The organism is uncultured Microbulbifer sp., from assembly GCF_947498635.1.
GTDB lineage: Bacteria > Pseudomonadota > Gammaproteobacteria > Pseudomonadales > Cellvibrionaceae > Microbulbifer > Microbulbifer echini.
Genome location: NZ_CANMKV010000033.1, coordinates 16,571 through 32,764, shown reverse-complemented (window position 1 = coordinate 32,764; position 16,194 = coordinate 16,571). Strand labels below are relative to the sequence as shown.

The following is a 16,194-nucleotide window of genomic DNA, read 5'->3' as shown; positions in this document are numbered from 1 at the left end:
TCCCTCCAATTGAAAAGCTAACGGGCGCCCGGTCGTTCAGGGCAACAAGGTGTTTTTCCTGTGAACAAAAACAGACCTGTCAATTTAGACATTTCCACAATCAAGCTTCCCGCTGCTGCTTTGGTTTCCATTTTGCATCGTGTGTCCGGTGTAGTGCTCTTCGCCGTTGTGGCGCTTTTGCTCTGCATGCTCGATGCCAGCCTGGAATCCGAACAGGGCTTCGCCGATATGGCGGCAGCATTTAACAGTATTCCAGCCAAGCTCATCCTGTGGGCCTCCCTGGCAGCTCTTATCTACCATCTACTGGCCGGTGTTCGTCACCTGTTTATGGATATGGGGATGGGTGAGAGCCTCGAAGGTGGTCGCCGCAGCGCTATTGCCGTGCTGGTGGTGAGTGTAATCCTTATTCTTCTGGTGGGGGTATGGTTGTGGTAAGAACAGTAACTAGTTTTGGCCGTAGCGGTACGTTCGACTGGCTTTATCAGCGTGTTACCGCAGTTATACTGCTGGCTTATGTCCTCTTTATAGTGGGCTTTATCTTTTTTACCAAAGACTTTGGCTACCAGGCCTGGTCTGAGTTGTTCGCCCAGCGCTGGATGCGTGTATTCAGTTTGGTCGCCCTGCTGTCCACCATTATTCACGCCTGGATTGGCCTCTGGTCCGTGGTTACCGATTACATCACCAACCGGATGATGGGCGGTAAGGCCACAGTTCTGCGCCTGTTTGTAGAAGTGATCCTGGCTGCGGTCGCCGTGCTTTACACGGTGTGGGGCATTGAAATTCTTTGGGGTGTATAAGCAATGGCGAACATGCGTACTATTTCTTTTGACGGGATCGTAATTGGTGGTGGCGGCGCAGGTATGCGTGCGGCCCTGCAGATGGCCCAGTCTGGCTACAAGACTGCGGTAATCACCAAGGTATTCCCGACTCGTTCACACACAGTATCCGCCCAGGGTGGTATCACTTGTGCGATCGCCAGTGCAGACCCCAATGACGATTGGCGCTGGCACATGTACGACACCGTGAAGGGCTCTGATTACATCGGAGACCAGGAAGCGATCGAGTACATGTGTTCCGTGGGGCCCGAAGCGGTCTTTGAGCTGGAGCATATGGGATTGCCCTTCTCCCGTACCGAGGAAGGCCGCATCTATCAGCGCCCGTTCGGCGGTCAGTCCAAGGATTTTGGCCGCGGTGGTCAAGCCGCGCGCACCTGTGCGGCGGCCGACCGTACTGGCCACGCCCTGCTGCACACCCTTTATCAGAACAACGTGAAGCATAAAACGGAGTTTCTGAACGAGTGGTTTGCCATTGATCTGGTCAAGAACCAGGACGGTGCCGTAGTAGGCGTTATCGCCATGTGCATCGAAGATGGCGAAGTGGTTTTCATTAAGTCCAAGGCAACGGTATTTGCTACTGGTGGAGCGGGTCGTATCTTCGCCTCTACCACCAACGCGCATATCAACACCGGTGACGGTGTGGGCATGGCCCTGCGCGCCGGCATGCCGGTGCAGGATATCGAGATGTGGCAGTTCCACCCCACCGGTATTTACGGTGCGGGCGTACTGGTGACTGAAGGCTGTCGCGGTGAGGGTGGATACCTCATCAATAAGGACGGCGAGCGTTTCATGGAGCGCTATGCGCCCAACGCCAAGGACCTCGCGGGACGGGATGTTGTGGCCCGCTCCATGGTGCTTGAGATCCTCGACGGTCGCGGCTGCGGCCCGGAAGGCGATCACGTATTCCTGAAGCTCGACCACTTGGGTGAGGAACTGTTGAACAGTCGCCTGCCCGGTATCTGTGAGCTTTCCAAGACCTTCGCGCACGCCGACCCAGTTAAAGTGCCTATCCCGGTTGTGCCCACCTGTCACTACATGATGGGCGGTATCCCCACCAACGTTCACGGCCAGGCTTTGACCCAGGACGCGGCGGGCAATGATCAGGTTATCGACGGTTTCTACGCCTGTGGCGAGGTTGCCTGTGTATCCGTACATGGCGCCAACCGCCTGGGCGGCAACTCCCTGCTGGACCTGGTCGTATTTGGCCGCGCCTCTGGCCTGTTTATCGAAAAAGCCCTGCGTGAGGGTATCGAGCACCGCGAAGCGTCCGAGTCTGATATCGAAGCAGCAATGGCGCGCCTGAATCGCCTCGAAACAAACGAGACCGGTGAAAAGGCTGCAGACCTGCGCAAAGAATTGCAGGGCGTGATGCAGAATCACTTCGGTGTATTCCGTCGCGGCGACTACATGGCCGAAGGTGTGAAGAAACTGGCCGACTTGCGCGAGCGTATCGAGAATGTACGCCTGGACGACAGAAGTCGCGCCTTTAACACGGCCCGCGTTGAGGCCCTGGAGTTGCAGAACCTGCTAGAAGTTGCCGAGGCCACGGCGATTGCCGCTGAGACTCGCACGGAAAGCCGCGGCGCTCACGCCCGCGAAGACTTCCAGGAACGCGATGACGAAAACTGGCTGTGTCACTCCATGTACTTCCCTGGGGAAAAACGTGTGGGCAAGCGTGCGGTAAACTTCGCGCCGAGCACCATGGAAGCCTTTGAACCGAAAGCTCGGACCTACTGATTCGGGAGCGGAATAGAGTATGTTGAAAGTAAGCATTTACCGTTACAACCCGGAAACCGACAAAGCGCCGTACATGCAGGACTACCAGCTCGACACCCAGGGCAAGGACCTGATGGTGTTGGACGTGCTGGAGTTGCTCAAGGCTGAGGACGCAACACTGTCCTTCCGCCGCTCCTGCCGCGAGGGTGTCTGTGGTTCCGATGGTATGAATATCTCCGGACGCAATGGCCTGGCCTGTACCACGCCACTGTCTGAAGCTGCACCGAAGGGTAAGTTGGTACTGCGCCCACTGCCGGGCCTGCCGGTGATCCGCGATCTGGTTGTGGACATGGAGCAGTTCTACGAGCAGTACAGAAAAATTGAGCCGTACCTGCAAAATGATACGCCGGCACCGGCCATTGAGCGTCTGCAATCCCCTGAGGATCGCGAGAAGCTCGACGGTCTGTACGAGTGCATTTTGTGTGCCTGTTGCTCCACTGCCTGTCCGTCATTCTGGTGGAACCCGGACAAGTTTATCGGCCCGGCGGGTCTGCTGCAGGCTTACCGCTTCCTGGCGGATAGCCGCGATCTAGCCACAGATGAACGTCTCTCCAATCTGGATGATCCATTCAGTGTGTTCCGTTGTCACGGTATCCAAAACTGTGTCAACGTATGTCCCAAGGGTTTGAATCCGACCCGCGCCATCGGCCATATTCGCAATATGCTGTTGACGCGCGCCGTATAGAGAATACCGGGCACGCCGCTGGCGGGCCCGGTGCCAGGTATGGCGCTAGGTGATATAACCGGTTGCACCGGAATTAAATTGAAAAGGGGAGGTGGCTTTATGCGCCTCCCCTTTTGTGAGTGAAGGAAAGCGCAGTGGTTAGAGCGACAAAAGCCCACTGCAATCGAGGTAGGCATCAAAATGCACGAAAGTACCATGGAGCAGCTGTGGCGTAGCTCCCATATCTCCGGGGGCAATGCCGCCTATGTGGAGGAGCTTTACGAGACCTATCTGCATGACCCCAACGGTGTACCGGAGGAGTGGCGCAATTACTTTGACAGCCTCCCCCGTGTTGGTGGCAGCAGTGATGTTTCTCACGCCGCAGTGCGCCAGCACTTTGAGCTGCTCAGCAAACACCGCGCCCGCCCGGTAACGGCTCCGGGCTCCGGCTCCGGCTCCGTTAATATCGATCACGAGCGCAAGCAGATTAAAGTTCTGCAGCTGATCGATTCTTATCGCCACCGCGGCCACAAGAAAGCCACCCTGGACCCGCTCGGCCTGATGGCCCGTGAACAGGTACCCGATCTGCAACTGAGCTACCACGGTCTGACCGAGGGTGATTTCGATACCACCTTCAATACCGGTAGTCTGTTCCTGGGTAGGGAAGAGGCCACCCTGCGTGAGATCGTCGAGGGCTTGGAGCGGACCTATTGCGGCAATCTGGGCTCGGAAATCATGCATCTCTCCAATCTGGAAGAGCAGCAGTGGTTCCAGCAGCGCCTGGAGCGCAGCCAGTCCAAGGCCAATTTCGGCACCGATATCCAGATTGAGATTCTGCAGCGACTCTCCGCCGCAGAGGGCCTGGAGCGCCACCTGGACTCCAAATACCCGGGCACTAAACGCTTTGGTGTTGAGGGTGGCGAGAGCCTGATCCCGATGATGGACGCCCTGATCCGTCGCTCCGGCACCTACGGGGTGAAAGAGATCGTGATTGGTATGGCCCACCGCGGCCGCCTGAATACCCTGGTGAATATCCTCGGTAAGAACCCGTCTGACCTATTTGAAGAGTTCGAGGGCAAGAAAACCCTGGATACTTCTGGTGATGTGAAATACCACCAGGGCTTCTCTTCCAATGTGATGACTCCCGGTGGCGAAGTGCACTTGGCTCTGGCGTTTAACCCGTCGCACCTGGAAATCAGTGCACCGGTCGTGGTTGGCTCTGTGCGCGCCCGCCAGGATCGCCGCAAAGACTCCACCGGCGAGAAAGTTATGCCGATCAACATCCACGGCGACGCGGCCTTTGCCGGCCAGGGTGTTGTGCAGGAAACCCTGCAGATGTCTCAGACCCGCGGTTACTACACCGGCGGTACGGTACACATCGTGCTGAATAACCAGGTGGGCTTTACCACCAGCAAGCGCGAAGACGCTCGCTCCACCGAGTACTCCACCGATCCCGCCAAAATGATCGATGCCCCGGTGCTGCACGTAAACGGCGACGATCCAGAAATGGTTGTGCTGGCGGCGCTGTTGGCGGTGGACTACCGCTACGAATTTAAGAAAGACATCGTGATCGACCTGGTGTGCTACCGCCGCCGCGGTCACAACGAGACCGATGACCCGTCCGGTACCCAGCCACTGATGTACCAGACCATTCGCAAACACAAGACCACCCGCACGCTCTACTCCGAGAAGCTGGTGGGTGAAGGGATCCTGGACAAGCCTGCCGCCGACAAGCTGGCCAACGACTACCGCGACAAATTGGATGCGGGCGAAGACGTGGCCACCGGTTTGGTGAAGAAGCCCGACTCCTCCATGTTTGTGGACTGGAGCCCCTATTTGGGCCACGACTGGGACGAGCCCGCGGATACCGGCTATGCGCTGCCCAAGCTGCAGGATGTCGCTACACGCATGACCAATGTCCCCGACGGCATTGTGATGCAACGCCAGGTCTCGAAGATCTATGACGACCGCCGCAAGATGGCCGGTGGTGCCCTACCGCTGAACTGGGGAATGGCGGAAACACTCGCCTACGGTACCCTGCTGGAAGAGGGCTTTATGGTTCGCTTCACCGGTGAGGATGTGGGGCGCGGAACCTTCTCCCACCGCCATGCGGTGGTTCACAGTCAGAAGGACGGTCAGAGCTATGTGCCCCTGCAGCACATGTTCGAAGATCAGCCGCCGTTTTACATCTACGACTCCCTTCTATCCGAGGAAGCGGTGTTGGCGTTCGAATACGGCTACGCCACTACCACGCCAAAATCCCTGGTGGTTTGGGAAGCCCAGTTTGGTGACTTCGCCAACGGTGCCCAGGTGGTGATCGATCAGTTCATCACCTCTGGTGAGCATAAATGGGGCCGTATGTGCGGTCTGGTGATGCTACTGCCACACGGTTATGAAGGCCAGGGCCCGGAGCACTCCTCCGCGCGCCTGGAGCGCTTTATGCAGCTGTGTGCGGAGCACAATATCCAGGTGTGTAACGCCACCACCCCGGCGCAGATCTTCCACCTGCTGCGCCGTCAGGCGGTACGTCCTATGCGTCGCCCTCTGGTCATCATGAGCCCGAAATGGATTCTGCGTCATAAGCTGGCTACCTCCAGCCTGGAAGAGCTGGCCGAAGGCCGCTTCCAAAATGTGATCCAGGATCAGGGTGTGGATCCGGCCAAGGTCAAGCGTCTGATCCTGTGTTCCGGCAAGGTGTACTACCACCTGCTGGAGGCGCGTATGGAGCGCGAACAGGAAGATGTTGCATTTGTACGTATTGAACAGCTGTATCCCTTCCCGGACGAAGAGTTCGTGGAAGCGGTCTCCGCATTCAAGAACATCAAGAGTGTCGCCTGGTGTCAGGAAGAACCCATGAACCAGGGCGCCTGGTACTCCAGCCAGCATCATTTGCGCCGTGTGCTGTCGGAAACCCATCCGAAGCTTCACCTGGATTATGTAGGCCGCGCGCCATCGGCGGCACCTGCGGCGGGCTATATGTCCACGCACTTGGAAGAACAGAATAAGTTCATCAACGAGGCGCTGACCGTCAAATAAAAGACGGCAGTAATTTAAGCAGAGTCAATCTCAGGAAACAGGAAAAATGACGATCGAGATTAAAGCGCCAACTTTCCCGGAATCCGTTCAGGACGGTACTGTCGCCACCTGGCACAAACAACCCGGCGAAGCCGTGTCCCGCGATGAACTGATCGTGGATATCGAAACCGATAAAGTGGTACTGGAAGTGGTTGCACCGGCTGACGGCGCGCTTTCCGAAATCATCAAGGGCGAGGGCGATACCGTTCTCTCCAATGAGGTGATCGCCAAGTTTGAAGAGGGCGCCGGCGCCGCAGCCGCTCCCGCAGAAGAAAAGGCCGAAGCACCTGCCGCTGCAGCACCTGCTGCCGGCGATAAAATTGCTATGCCGTCCGCCAAAAAAATGGCCGCGGAGAAGGGCGTGGATCTGGGCGGTGTTGAAGGCACTGGCAAGGGCGGTCGCGTTCTCAAAGAAGATGTAATGAAAGCGGGTACTGCACCGGCGTCCAGCGCACCTGCGGCTGCCGCTGAAGTGGCCGTGGCTCCGGGTGAGCGCGTAGAGAAGCGCGTTCCTATGACCCGTATGCGTAAGCGTATTGCTGAACGCCTGCTCGACGCTTCCCAGTCCACCGCCATGCTCACCACCTTTAACGAGGTGAACATGAAGCCGGTGATGGATCTGCGTAAGAACTACAAGGATCTGTTTGAGAAGACCCACAATGGCACCCGCCTGGGGTTCATGGGCTTCTTTGTTAAGGCTGCGGTTGAAGCGCTGAAACGCTACACAGCGGTGAACGCCTCCATTGATGGTAACGATATTGTTTACCATGGCTACCAGGATATCGGCGTAGCGGTTTCCTCTCCGAAAGGGTTGGTTGTGCCGATTCTGCGCAACGCTGAAAATCTGGGCCTGGCGGATATGGAAAATAATATCCGTGATCTGGGTGTGCGCGCTCGCGACGGCAAGCTGTCTATCGAAGAGATGACTGGCGGTACCTTTACCATCACCAACGGTGGTGTATTTGGCTCCCTGTTGTCCACGCCGATCCTGAATCCACCGCAAACGGCAATTCTGGGTATGCACAAAATCCAGGAGCGCCCGATGGCGGTAAACGGCAAGGTGGAAATCCTGCCGATGATGTACCTGGCGCTGTCCTACGACCACCGCCTGATCGACGGTAAAGAAGCGGTTGGCTTCCTGGTGGCGATCAAGGAAATGATCGAAGATCCGGCGCGTATTCTGCTCGAAGTTTAAAAATGGGTCCTGGGGCCCGTGGGTCCCCTCGATCACACTGCATTAGAATTATCTGGAACTGATCATGTCGGAAAAATTTGACGTAATCGTAATTGGCTCCGGTCCTGGTGGTTATGTCGCTGCCATCCGTGCCGCTCAGCTGGGCCTGAAAACCGCTTGTATTGAGAAGTGGAAAACTAAGGATGGCAAATACGCAAATGGCGGCACCTGCCTCAACGTAGGTTGCATCCCATCCAAGGCACTGCTGGACAGCTCGTGGAAGTACCACGAAGCCAAAGACGCCCTCGACGTGCACGGCATTGAAGTCGGCAAGGTCAAGATGGATGTCAGCAAGATGATCGAGCGCAAGGGCGAGATCGTCAAAAAGCTGACCGGTGGCGTGGCGAGCCTATTCACGGCCAATAAAGTGACCTCCATTTTCGGTACCGGCAAACTGCTGGCCAACAAGAAAGTGGAAGTGACCGACGACGAAGGCAACACGACAGTCTACGAAGCGGAAAACGTGATCCTGGCCTCGGGTTCTGTGCCGGTCAATATTCCGCCCGCTCCGGTAGACGATAAAATTATTGTCGATTCCACCGGCGCCTTGGAATTTACCGAAGTACCCAAGCGTTTGGGTGTGATCGGTGCTGGCGTTATCGGTCTGGAGCTGGGCTCTGTATGGAACCGTCTGGGTTCCGATGTAGTAGTTCTGGAGGCCATGGACAAGTTCTTGGCAATCATGGACCAGCAGGTTGCCAAGGAATCCCAGAAAATCTTCAAAAAGCAGGGTCTGGATATTCGCCTGTCCTGCCGCGTTACCGGTTCTGAAGTGAAGGGCGACGAAGTGGTTGTCACTTACCAGGACAAAGATGGTAAAGAGCATCAGGAAACTTTTGACAAGCTGATTGTCTGTGTTGGCCGTCGTCCTTACACCGAAGGTCTGTTGTCCGAAGACGCCGATGTGAAAATGGACGAGCGCGGATTTATTTATGTCAACGACCTGTGCATGACCTCTGCACCGGGCGTATGGGCTGTGGGCGACGTAGTACGCGGTCCGATGCTGGCACACAAAGCTTCTGAGGAAGGTGTTGTAGTTGCCGAGCGCATCGCCGGGCAGAAACCGATGATGAACTACGACGTGATCCCCAACGTGATCTACACCCATCCGGAAATCGCTGCGGTTGGCCGTACCGAAGAACAGGTGAAAGCTGACGGCGAGCCCTACAACGTAGGTAGCTTCCCGTTTGCGATCAACGGCCGCGCTATGGCCGCCAACGATACCCAGGGCTTTGTAAAAATCATTGCTCACGCAGAAACTGATCGTGTATTGGGTGCCCATATTGTGGGTCCTTCTGCTGCAGATCTGGTTCAGCAGGTGGCGATCGCGATGGAGTTTGGCTCCAGTGCGGAAGACATCGGTATGACCGTATTCGCACACCCGACACTGTCCGAGGCGGTGAAGGAAGCGGCGTTGGGCGTGAATGGCCATGCGATTCACACCATGAATCGCAAGAAGCGTAAGTAAAAGTATTTTTCGATGTCGGGGCGACGAATTATTTTAATTGGTCGCCCCGGTTTCATTTGCAGAATTCGAAATTTGCAACGACGGGAATTTCGAGTTCTGTGTTTCAGGTGCAGAGCGATCTGCAATTAGTAAACACATTTTTATATGTGAATTGGTATTGACTATGAACTTGCATGAGTATCAGGGCAAACAACTGTTTGCGGCATACGGATTGCCGGTTTCCAAAGGCATTGCAGCGGAAACCCCGGCAGCGGCAGTAGCAGCGGCTGACGAAATTGGCGGTGATAAGTGGGTAGTAAAGGCCCAGGTACACGCCGGTGGCCGCGGTAAGGCTGGCGGTGTAAAGCTGGTAGATTCCAAGGCAGAAATTGAAGCGTTTGCCAAGAAGTGGCTGGGTGAGCGTCTGGTAACTTACCAGACAGATGAAAATGGCCAGCCGGTAACCCGCATTCTGGTAGAAAGCTGCACTGACATTGATCAAGAGCTGTACCTCGGTGCTGTTGTTGACCGCTCCACTCGTCGTATCGTTTTCATGGCCTCCACCGAAGGTGGCGTTGAGATCGAGAAAGTAGCGGAAGAGACTCCGGAAAAAATCCTCAAAGCCACCATCGATCCTCTGGTAGGCGCTCAGCCTTATCAGGCGCGCGAATTGGCTTTCAAACTGGGCCTGAACCCGACTCAGGTTAAGCAGTTCACCAAGATCTTCCTGGGCCTGGCAAAAATGTTCCAGGAAAAAGATCTGGCTCTGCTGGAAATCAACCCGCTGGTAATCACCACCGAAGGCAACCTGCACTGTCTGGATGCCAAGGTTGTAATCGACAGCAACGCGCTGTACCGCCATGCCGACCTGCGCGAAATGCACGACCCTTCCCAGGAAGATCCACGCGAAGCGCACGCTGCCAAGTTCGAACTGAACTACGTAGCCCTGGATGGCAGCATCGGTTGCATGGTAAATGGTGCTGGCCTGGCCATGGGCACCATGGACATCGTCAACCTGCACGGCGGCAAGCCGGCCAACTTCCTCGACGTTGGTGGCGGTGCGACCAAAGAGCGCGTTGTTGAAGCGTTCAAGATCATCCTGTCCGATGAGAACGTAAAAGCCGTACTGATTAACATCTTCGGCGGTATCGTTCGCTGTGACATGATCGCCGAAGGCGTTGTGGGCGCAGTGAAAGAAGTTGGCGTAAAAGTACCGGTTGTTGTACGCCTGGAAGGTAACAACGCAGACCTGGGCGCTAAGGTTCTGAGCGAAAGTGGCCTGAACATTATCGCGGCCACCAGCCTGACCGATGCGGCTCAGCAAGTGGTTAAAGCTGCGGAGGGTAAATAATCATGTCAGTACTGATTAATAAAGACACTAAAGTAATCTGTCAGGGCTTCACCGGCTCCCAGGGGACTTTCCACTCCGAGCAAGCGATTGCCTACGGCACCAAAATGGTTGGTGGCGTAACTCCGGGCAAAGGCGGCCAGACGCATTTGGGTCTGCCGGTTTTCAACACCGTGAAAGAAGCGGTCGAAGAGACCGGTGCGGAAGCCTCCGTCATCTATGTACCCGCGCCTTTCTGTAAAGACTCCATCTTGGAAGCGGCTAACGCTGGTATCAAACTGATTGTTTGTATCACCGAAGGTATCCCGACTCTGGATATGCTTGACGCCAAAGTAAAGTGCGACGAGTTGGGCGTGCGCCTGATCGGTCCGAACTGCCCGGGTGTGATCACTCCAGGCGAGTGCAAGATCGGCATTATGCCCGGTCACATCCACAAGCCGGGCAAAGTGGGCATCGTTTCCCGTTCCGGCACCCTGACCTACGAAGCGGTGAAGCAGACTACCGACTACGGCTTCGGCCAGTCCACCTGTGTGGGCATCGGCGGCGACCCCATCCCGGGTTCTAACTTCATCGATATTCTGGAAATGTTCCAGAATGACCCGCAGACCGAAGCGATCGTTATGATCGGTGAGATCGGCGGCACTGCTGAAGAAGAAGCGGCTGCTTACATCAAGGAAAATGTCACCAAGCCGGTGGTTTCCTACATCGCTGGTGTAACTGCTCCTCCCGGTAAGCGTATGGGCCACGCGGGCGCAATTATCTCTGGTGGTACTGGTACCGCTGATGAGAAGTTTGCCGCCCTGGAAGATGCCGGTGTTAAAACCGTGCGCTCCCTGGCGCAGATCGGCGACGCGTTGAAGGAAGTTACTGGTTGGTAATAGCCGGGTAATTTCCTGTCTGCGAAAAGGCCGCTTCTTTCGAAGCGGTCTTTTTTATTTCATATCAAAATGTTACGCGAAAGTTTTTCGGTTTGATTGAAAAAATCAGCCGGATGCCTGCTGTGCACCATATAAACCATATTTGTGCCCATGGTTGCGTCCCCGTTGATAAAGGACAAAAGCGGTTAATATAAGCTGCATTATCTCTGCAATAGGCATTGCATACCATATCCCCACTTCCCCGGCTATCAGTGGCAAAACAAAAATTAACGGTAATACAAAAAAATAAGTCTTTGCCAGGCCAAGGATTGCTGCGTGCTTGGCGTCGCCGATAGCCTGAAAAAAAGTACTTATCATTATGAGTGGTCCAGCTAGGAAATAGACCATCGTCATCATAGGTAGTATACGCGCCACCTCTGTAATAATTTTCTGGTCACTGACAAACAGGGCTCCTAAGGATCCTTTCAGTAAAATTACGCCCAACTGTAATGCGAGGCAGTAACCAAATGCTATTGTCAAAGCGATATTGATACTGCTATCAGCGCGAGACCAGACTTTAGCGCCGACATTATTGCCCACTACAGTCTGAAAGGCCTGGCTCAGTCCGAGTAGAGGCAGAAAGATAAAGGTCATAATACGCGTAATAATACCGTAGGCGGCGACTGTCGCATCATAGTTACCACCTCCCCAGGCCTGGATACTGAAAATTATTGTGATAGATGTGAGTGATACACCGATATAACCCAAGCTGGATGGTAGCCCCAGGGATAGATAGCTAGGCCAGAAATTCAGTCTGCGTGAGATGCGGAAGACTTGTGTATCGATTACTGTGCGGCCGTATTGGCGATAGCCCGCCAAGATTACCAGGGTGATTGCCTGTGCTAGGGCGGTGCCGTAAGCAGAGCCGGCCACCCCCATATCCAAGCGCGCAATAAAAATATAATTGAAAATAATATTGAGTAGCACGGAGGTTAGGGAAACTATAGCCATTAAGGATAGTCGTCCCTCGCAGCGCAAGGTGTCAAGGTTAACTGAACCGATAAATAATGTCGGGGATAAAAAGATTAATATCGTTAAATAGGTAAACCCCATTTCCGCTAGAGCTTCTGAACCATTGGCTACTAGCAGTGTTAATTGTTTTCCGCTAGCCACAAACAGCAACATCAACGTAGCGCAAATCACCAGTGCCAGTGTAATTGCCTGGGAAAATGCTTGTCTCGCCTTATCTTTCTCTCCTGCTCCGAGTAGCCTGGCCTGTACGCTTGAATATCCACTGGAAATCAATGAAGAAAGTGCTACCAGCAACATAAACATTGGGAATGTTAAGGTCACTGCGGCTAATGCTTCAGCCCCTACATACTCCCCTAGAAAGTAGGCATCCAACAGGGTAAACGATCCGTTTACCAGCATTATCAGAATAATAGGCGCAGCCGTCTTAAAGAAAACTGGTAGTAAGGCGCCGTTAACAAATATATTGTCTTGTTGTTGGGTCATAGTAAATCCATTTTACAAATTACCACTGTGCATCTCCGCGATTTCATTAAACTTGTTTAACACAAATTGTTTGAAATCATCCGGCCATGAGTAGATGGCTTTTTCAAAACTGATTCTGCTGTTTCTATAGAGAGATCGGCTCGCCTCTTCTAAACCGAGTGTATCTCCCGCCACTAACAGCATAAACCTATCGAGTTGTTGCTGACTTATGGTGATTCGCTCCTCAGGCGAAACGTTTTTTCGTGCCTGTTCCACCAGCTTACGAAGAGTGACAGAGGCGCCACCGGGTTGCTTGCTCAACCATTCCCAGTGCCGGGGTAACAGGGTGACCTCTTTGGAGACAACCCCCAGTTTTGGACGCCCTCGCTTTGAGCCCTTGGCTGTTGGGGGGGCCAGCCTAGCCAGTACAGTTTCAATATCTCCATGCCAATCGATATCAAGTCGCTTACAGCTGTCTGTCTCGAAGATAAGAGGCTCCAGAGACGCGTCCATAGACTTCACTCGGCGAATGACGGCCTCGAGTGTTCCCCGTGCAATAAGCTGTTGCTGATCAATCGCTATATAGTCTGAGGGCGTTGTTTCCATTATTAATATTTCCTGGGTAAAAATATTAACACCAGGGTAAATATAGGGAGTTGAACGGTTTCTGTACAGAGGAGATTTTCTATGGTCGAAATGCTAGTAAGAATAAGGTCGAGCCAGATTGAGGCGTCGTAGCCTGTACTTGCCCGTCCCCCATTTTTTTGTTGAGGGGCCAACAATATACACGCCTTGTCACCACTCCTATACTGCGGAAAACCAACTGTTAGGGAGTGAACATGGCTAAGGCACTGATCGGAGTAATCGGCGGGAGTGGTCTCTATGAAATGCCGGGATTGACGGATGCGGAGGAGCTGCGAGTTGATACCCCGTTTGGCGCGACCTCCGATAGTATCGTTTGTGGCAAGTTGTCCGGTATACCCGTGGCCTTTCTCTCACGCCATGGGCGCGGCCATCGATTGATTCCCTCTGAAGTGCCTTACAGGGCGAATATCCACGCACTGCGGCAATTGGGAGTGCGCTATATCCTCTCTCTCTCTGCCGTAGGTTCCCTGCGCGAAGAGGTGCGCCCTCTAGATATGTTGGTTCCCGATCAGTTCATTGATATGACCCGTCGGCGCGACAGCACTTTTTTTGGTGAGGGTGCGGTGGCCCATGTTTCTATGGCGGACCCGGTGTGTGGTGCAGTGGCGGATTGCCTTGCGCGAGCTTTTGCCTTCACTCAGGCGGAGCAGTCGACCAAATTACACCGGGGTGGCAGTTACCTCTGTATTGAGGGTCCACAGTTTTCAACGCGGGCGGAATCCCACTGGTATCGCAGTATGGGGGCTTCCGTCATTGGTATGACCAATATGCCGGAAGCTAAATTGGCAAGAGAGGCACAGATTGCCTATGCCACACTGGCTATGGCCACCGATTACGATTGTTGGCATCCCCGAGAAGAGGCTGTGACGGCGGAAGTAGCGATTGCCAATTTGCAACAAAATGCTACACGGGCCCAGCAGGTGGCCGCTGAGGCGATTCGCTTGTTGGGGGCAGAGCAGCCAGAGTCTGTTGCGCATACGGCACTGGCTAGTGGCTTAGTCACCCCTATAGACAGCCTATCTGAGGCTCAGCGCACTGTAATAAAACCACTGCTTGAACCGTCAAAATTAGTGCATGAAGAAGTGGAGCACTGAACCCTATGCACGAAACACTGCCGTTATTGGAAATTTCCGACTTCCCAGCAATACGCCGGGATCGTATCGAAACCCTGCAGGTAAATATAGGTTACCGTTGCAACCAAAGCTGTGTGCACTGCCATGTGAATGCGGGACCGAACCGAACCGAAATGATGTCCGATGAAAATTTGGCACTGTTGGTGGAGGTGATCGCGAGGCGAAATATCCCCACCCTGGATATCACCGGCGGTGCGCCGGAATTACATTGGGGGTTTCGTGATCTGGTGAGTGCTGTGCGAACACTGGGTGTAAAGGTGATAGACCGCTGTAACCTTACCGTGCTGTTCGAGCCGGGGCAGGAGGCCACTGCGGAATTCCTCGCCGAAAATACTGTAGAAGTGGTGGCTTCTCTACCCTGCTACTCTATGGATAACGTGGATAAGCAGCGTGGTAAAGGGGTGTTTGATAAGAGCATTGCCGGATTGCAAAAGCTCAATACGCTCGGCTACGGCCAGGAGGGTTCGCCGCTTACATTAAATTTGGTCTATAACCCCCAGGGGGCCTCTTTGCCTCCACAGCAGAAGGCCCTAGAGGCCGATTATCGTAGGGAGTTGGCCGAACACTTTAATATTAAGTTCAATCATTTATTCGCCTTGACGAATATGCCGATTAAACGATTTGGCTCCATGTTGATTTCTAAAGGACAATTTAAAGAATATATGACCCTGCTGCGGGATAGTTACAGCGCTTCCAACCTCGACGGAGTGATGTGTCGCAGCCAGGTGAGTGTGGGCTGGCAGGGCGATTTATACGACTGTGATTTCAACCAACAGTTAAGTATTCCTATCGCGAATCGGTTGCACTTGCGCGATTTACTGGAGAGGGATCTTGCCGATTCAAGTATTCGTGTGGCCGACCACTGCTATGGTTGCACTGCCGGTCAGGGCAGCAGTTGTAGTGGAGCTCTTTAGCACAGAAGCAGCCTAGATGGGAGGCAACCGAACCGGTTGCCTAGGAAGGTCATTGGGGCAGAGAAAGGGACGCGCCTTATGGGGAAGAGAATACTACTATTGCTGGTTATCCTTGCCTTAGTATTTGCTTTTTATGCATTTGATTTAAATCAGTGGTTGAGCCTGGATAAATTAAAAGGTGGTGGCGAGCAATTCCAGCAGTGGCAATCGACTTCCCCCGTATTGCTGGGGGTGCTGTTTTTTATTTTTTATATTCTGGTCACCGGCCTATCGCTGCCCGGGGCTGCAATTCTCACTATTGCCGCAGGAGCCATTTTCGGTTTGTTGTGGGGGACCTTAATCGTGTCCTTTGCATCCAGTGTTGGTGCAACCATTGCTTTCTTGATGGCCCGCTATTTATTTAGGGACTATGTGCAAGAGCGTTTCTCGACCCGCTTAAAAGTGGTGAACGATGGTGTTGAGCGAGAGGGTGCCTTTTACCTCTTCGCTCTGCGTCTGGTACCAATTTTCCCGTTTTTTTTGATTAATATCTTAATGGGGCTCACGCACCTGAAAACCTGGACATTCTACTGGGTTAGTCAGATAGGCATGCTGGCGGCAACGATTGTGTATGTCAACGCGGGTACGCAACTGGTGCGGATAGAAAACCTGAAAGATATTGCCTCTCCAGAATTGCTGTTGTCCTTTGCCCTTCTGGGGATATTTCCACTGTTGGCAAAATATTTTATAAATTGGCTGAAGCGCCGCCGCGCGGCCGGGTAATTAACTGCG

14 protein-coding genes are annotated in these 16,194 nt (G+C 53.9%); 12 read left to right on the top strand and 2 right to left on the bottom strand.

What is annotated here, in order from left to right:
• The first annotated feature begins 60 nt into the window (after positions 1 to 60).
• The 9 genes from sdhC to sucD all read left to right on the top strand — a co-directional run bounded on the left by sdhC (position 61) and on the right by sucD (position 11,258).
• Entirely contained in the window at positions 61 to 435 is a 375-nt protein-coding gene (gene sdhC, locus Q1A69_RS15490) for a succinate dehydrogenase, cytochrome b556 subunit (RefSeq protein WP_252082932.1), read from the top strand.
• Positions 429 to 797, top strand: coding sequence for a succinate dehydrogenase, hydrophobic membrane anchor protein (gene sdhD, locus Q1A69_RS15485; RefSeq protein WP_299587256.1), 369 nt, complete (start codon positions 429 to 431; stop codon positions 795 to 797). The genes sdhC and sdhD overlap by 7 nt, the downstream gene beginning before the upstream one ends.
• Positions 798 to 800: 3 nt before the next feature.
• The gene (sdhA, locus tag Q1A69_RS15480; protein ID WP_299587253.1) at positions 801 to 2,573 is read left to right on the top strand and encodes a succinate dehydrogenase flavoprotein subunit; all 1,773 of its coding nucleotides are present in this window, start codon (positions 801 to 803) and stop codon (positions 2,571 to 2,573) included.
• A 19-nt stretch (positions 2,574 to 2,592) separates the two neighbouring features.
• Entirely contained in the window at positions 2,593 to 3,297 is a 705-nt protein-coding gene (locus tag Q1A69_RS15475; protein ID WP_299587249.1) for a succinate dehydrogenase iron-sulfur subunit, read from the top strand.
• A gap of 180 nt (positions 3,298 to 3,477) precedes the next feature.
• Positions 3,478 to 6,312 (top strand): 2-oxoglutarate dehydrogenase E1 component, encoded by a 2,835-nt coding sequence (locus tag Q1A69_RS15470; RefSeq protein WP_299587247.1) that lies wholly within the window; start codon positions 3,478 to 3,480, stop codon positions 6,310 to 6,312.
• A 46-nt stretch (positions 6,313 to 6,358) separates the two neighbouring features.
• Positions 6,359 to 7,546, top strand: a complete 1,188-nt coding sequence (odhB, locus tag Q1A69_RS15465; protein ID WP_299587245.1) for a 2-oxoglutarate dehydrogenase complex dihydrolipoyllysine-residue succinyltransferase — start codon at positions 6,359 to 6,361, stop codon at positions 7,544 to 7,546.
• Between the two features lie 64 nt (positions 7,547 to 7,610).
• Complete coding sequence (lpdA, locus tag Q1A69_RS15460; protein WP_299587243.1) at positions 7,611 to 9,053, top strand: dihydrolipoyl dehydrogenase; 1,443 nt, start codon at positions 7,611 to 7,613, stop codon at positions 9,051 to 9,053.
• Between the two features lie 163 nt (positions 9,054 to 9,216).
• Positions 9,217 to 10,383 (top strand): ADP-forming succinate--CoA ligase subunit beta, encoded by a 1,167-nt coding sequence (gene sucC / locus Q1A69_RS15455; protein ID WP_299587241.1) that lies wholly within the window; start codon positions 9,217 to 9,219, stop codon positions 10,381 to 10,383.
• Positions 10,384 to 10,385: 2 nt separating this feature from the next.
• The gene (gene sucD / locus Q1A69_RS15450; protein ID WP_299587239.1) at positions 10,386 to 11,258 is read left to right on the top strand and encodes a succinate--CoA ligase subunit alpha; all 873 of its coding nucleotides are present in this window, start codon (positions 10,386 to 10,388) and stop codon (positions 11,256 to 11,258) included.
• A gap of 105 nt (positions 11,259 to 11,363) precedes the next feature.
• Here the strand turns inward: sucD and Q1A69_RS15445 are convergent, their stop codons facing one another.
• Positions 11,364 to 12,752 (bottom strand): MATE family efflux transporter, encoded by a 1,389-nt coding sequence (locus Q1A69_RS15445; protein ID WP_299587237.1) that lies wholly within the window; start codon positions 12,750 to 12,752, stop codon positions 11,364 to 11,366.
• 12 nt (positions 12,753 to 12,764) lie between these two features.
• Positions 12,765 to 13,337: a DUF2239 family protein gene (locus tag Q1A69_RS15440; RefSeq protein ID WP_299587235.1), complete on the bottom strand. Its 573-nt coding sequence runs from the start codon at positions 13,335 to 13,337 to the stop codon at positions 12,765 to 12,767.
• Between the two features lie 233 nt (positions 13,338 to 13,570).
• On the opposite strand from Q1A69_RS15440, the gene mtnP reads away from it, so the two are divergent.
• From mtnP to Q1A69_RS15425, 3 genes are all read left to right on the top strand, one after another.
• A complete protein-coding gene (gene mtnP, locus Q1A69_RS15435; RefSeq protein ID WP_299587232.1) occupies positions 13,571 to 14,470 on the top strand; it encodes an S-methyl-5'-thioadenosine phosphorylase in 900 nt (299 codons plus the stop codon).
• A gap of 5 nt (positions 14,471 to 14,475) precedes the next feature.
• On the top strand, positions 14,476 to 15,423 hold the full coding sequence (gene arsS, locus Q1A69_RS15430; RefSeq protein ID WP_299587229.1) for an arsenosugar biosynthesis radical SAM (seleno)protein ArsS: 948 nt from the start codon (positions 14,476 to 14,478) through the stop codon (positions 15,421 to 15,423).
• Between the two features lie 78 nt (positions 15,424 to 15,501).
• Positions 15,502 to 16,185, top strand: a complete 684-nt coding sequence (locus Q1A69_RS15425) for a TVP38/TMEM64 family protein (protein ID WP_299587227.1) — start codon at positions 15,502 to 15,504, stop codon at positions 16,183 to 16,185.
• Positions 16,186 to 16,194 lie beyond the last annotated feature (9 nt).

What these genes read in the sequence shown, in the direction of transcription:
- lpdA (WP_299587243.1), top strand. Translation starts at nt 7,611, where the DNA reads ATGTCGGAAAAATTTGACGTAATCGTAATTGGCTCCGGTCCTGGTGGT.
- Q1A69_RS15425 (WP_299587227.1), top strand. Translation starts at nt 15,502, where the DNA reads ATGGGGAAGAGAATACTACTATTGCTGGTTATCCTTGCCTTAGTATTT.
- sdhA (WP_299587253.1), top strand. Translation starts at nt 801, where the DNA reads ATGGCGAACATGCGTACTATTTCTTTTGACGGGATCGTAATTGGTGGT.
- Q1A69_RS15445 (WP_299587237.1), bottom strand. Translation starts at nt 12,752, where the DNA reads ATGACCCAACAACAAGACAATATATTTGTTAACGGCGCCTTACTACCA.
- odhB (WP_299587245.1), top strand. Translation starts at nt 6,359, where the DNA reads ATGACGATCGAGATTAAAGCGCCAACTTTCCCGGAATCCGTTCAGGAC.
- Q1A69_RS15470 (WP_299587247.1), top strand. Translation starts at nt 3,478, where the DNA reads ATGCACGAAAGTACCATGGAGCAGCTGTGGCGTAGCTCCCATATCTCC.
- sucC (WP_299587241.1), top strand. Translation starts at nt 9,217, where the DNA reads ATGAACTTGCATGAGTATCAGGGCAAACAACTGTTTGCGGCATACGGA.
- arsS (WP_299587229.1), top strand. Translation starts at nt 14,476, where the DNA reads ATGCACGAAACACTGCCGTTATTGGAAATTTCCGACTTCCCAGCAATA.
- sucD (WP_299587239.1), top strand. Translation starts at nt 10,386, where the DNA reads ATGTCAGTACTGATTAATAAAGACACTAAAGTAATCTGTCAGGGCTTC.
- Q1A69_RS15475 (WP_299587249.1), top strand. Translation starts at nt 2,593, where the DNA reads ATGTTGAAAGTAAGCATTTACCGTTACAACCCGGAAACCGACAAAGCG.
- mtnP (WP_299587232.1), top strand. Translation starts at nt 13,571, where the DNA reads ATGGCTAAGGCACTGATCGGAGTAATCGGCGGGAGTGGTCTCTATGAA.
- Q1A69_RS15440 (WP_299587235.1), bottom strand. Translation starts at nt 13,337, where the DNA reads ATGGAAACAACGCCCTCAGACTATATAGCGATTGATCAGCAACAGCTT.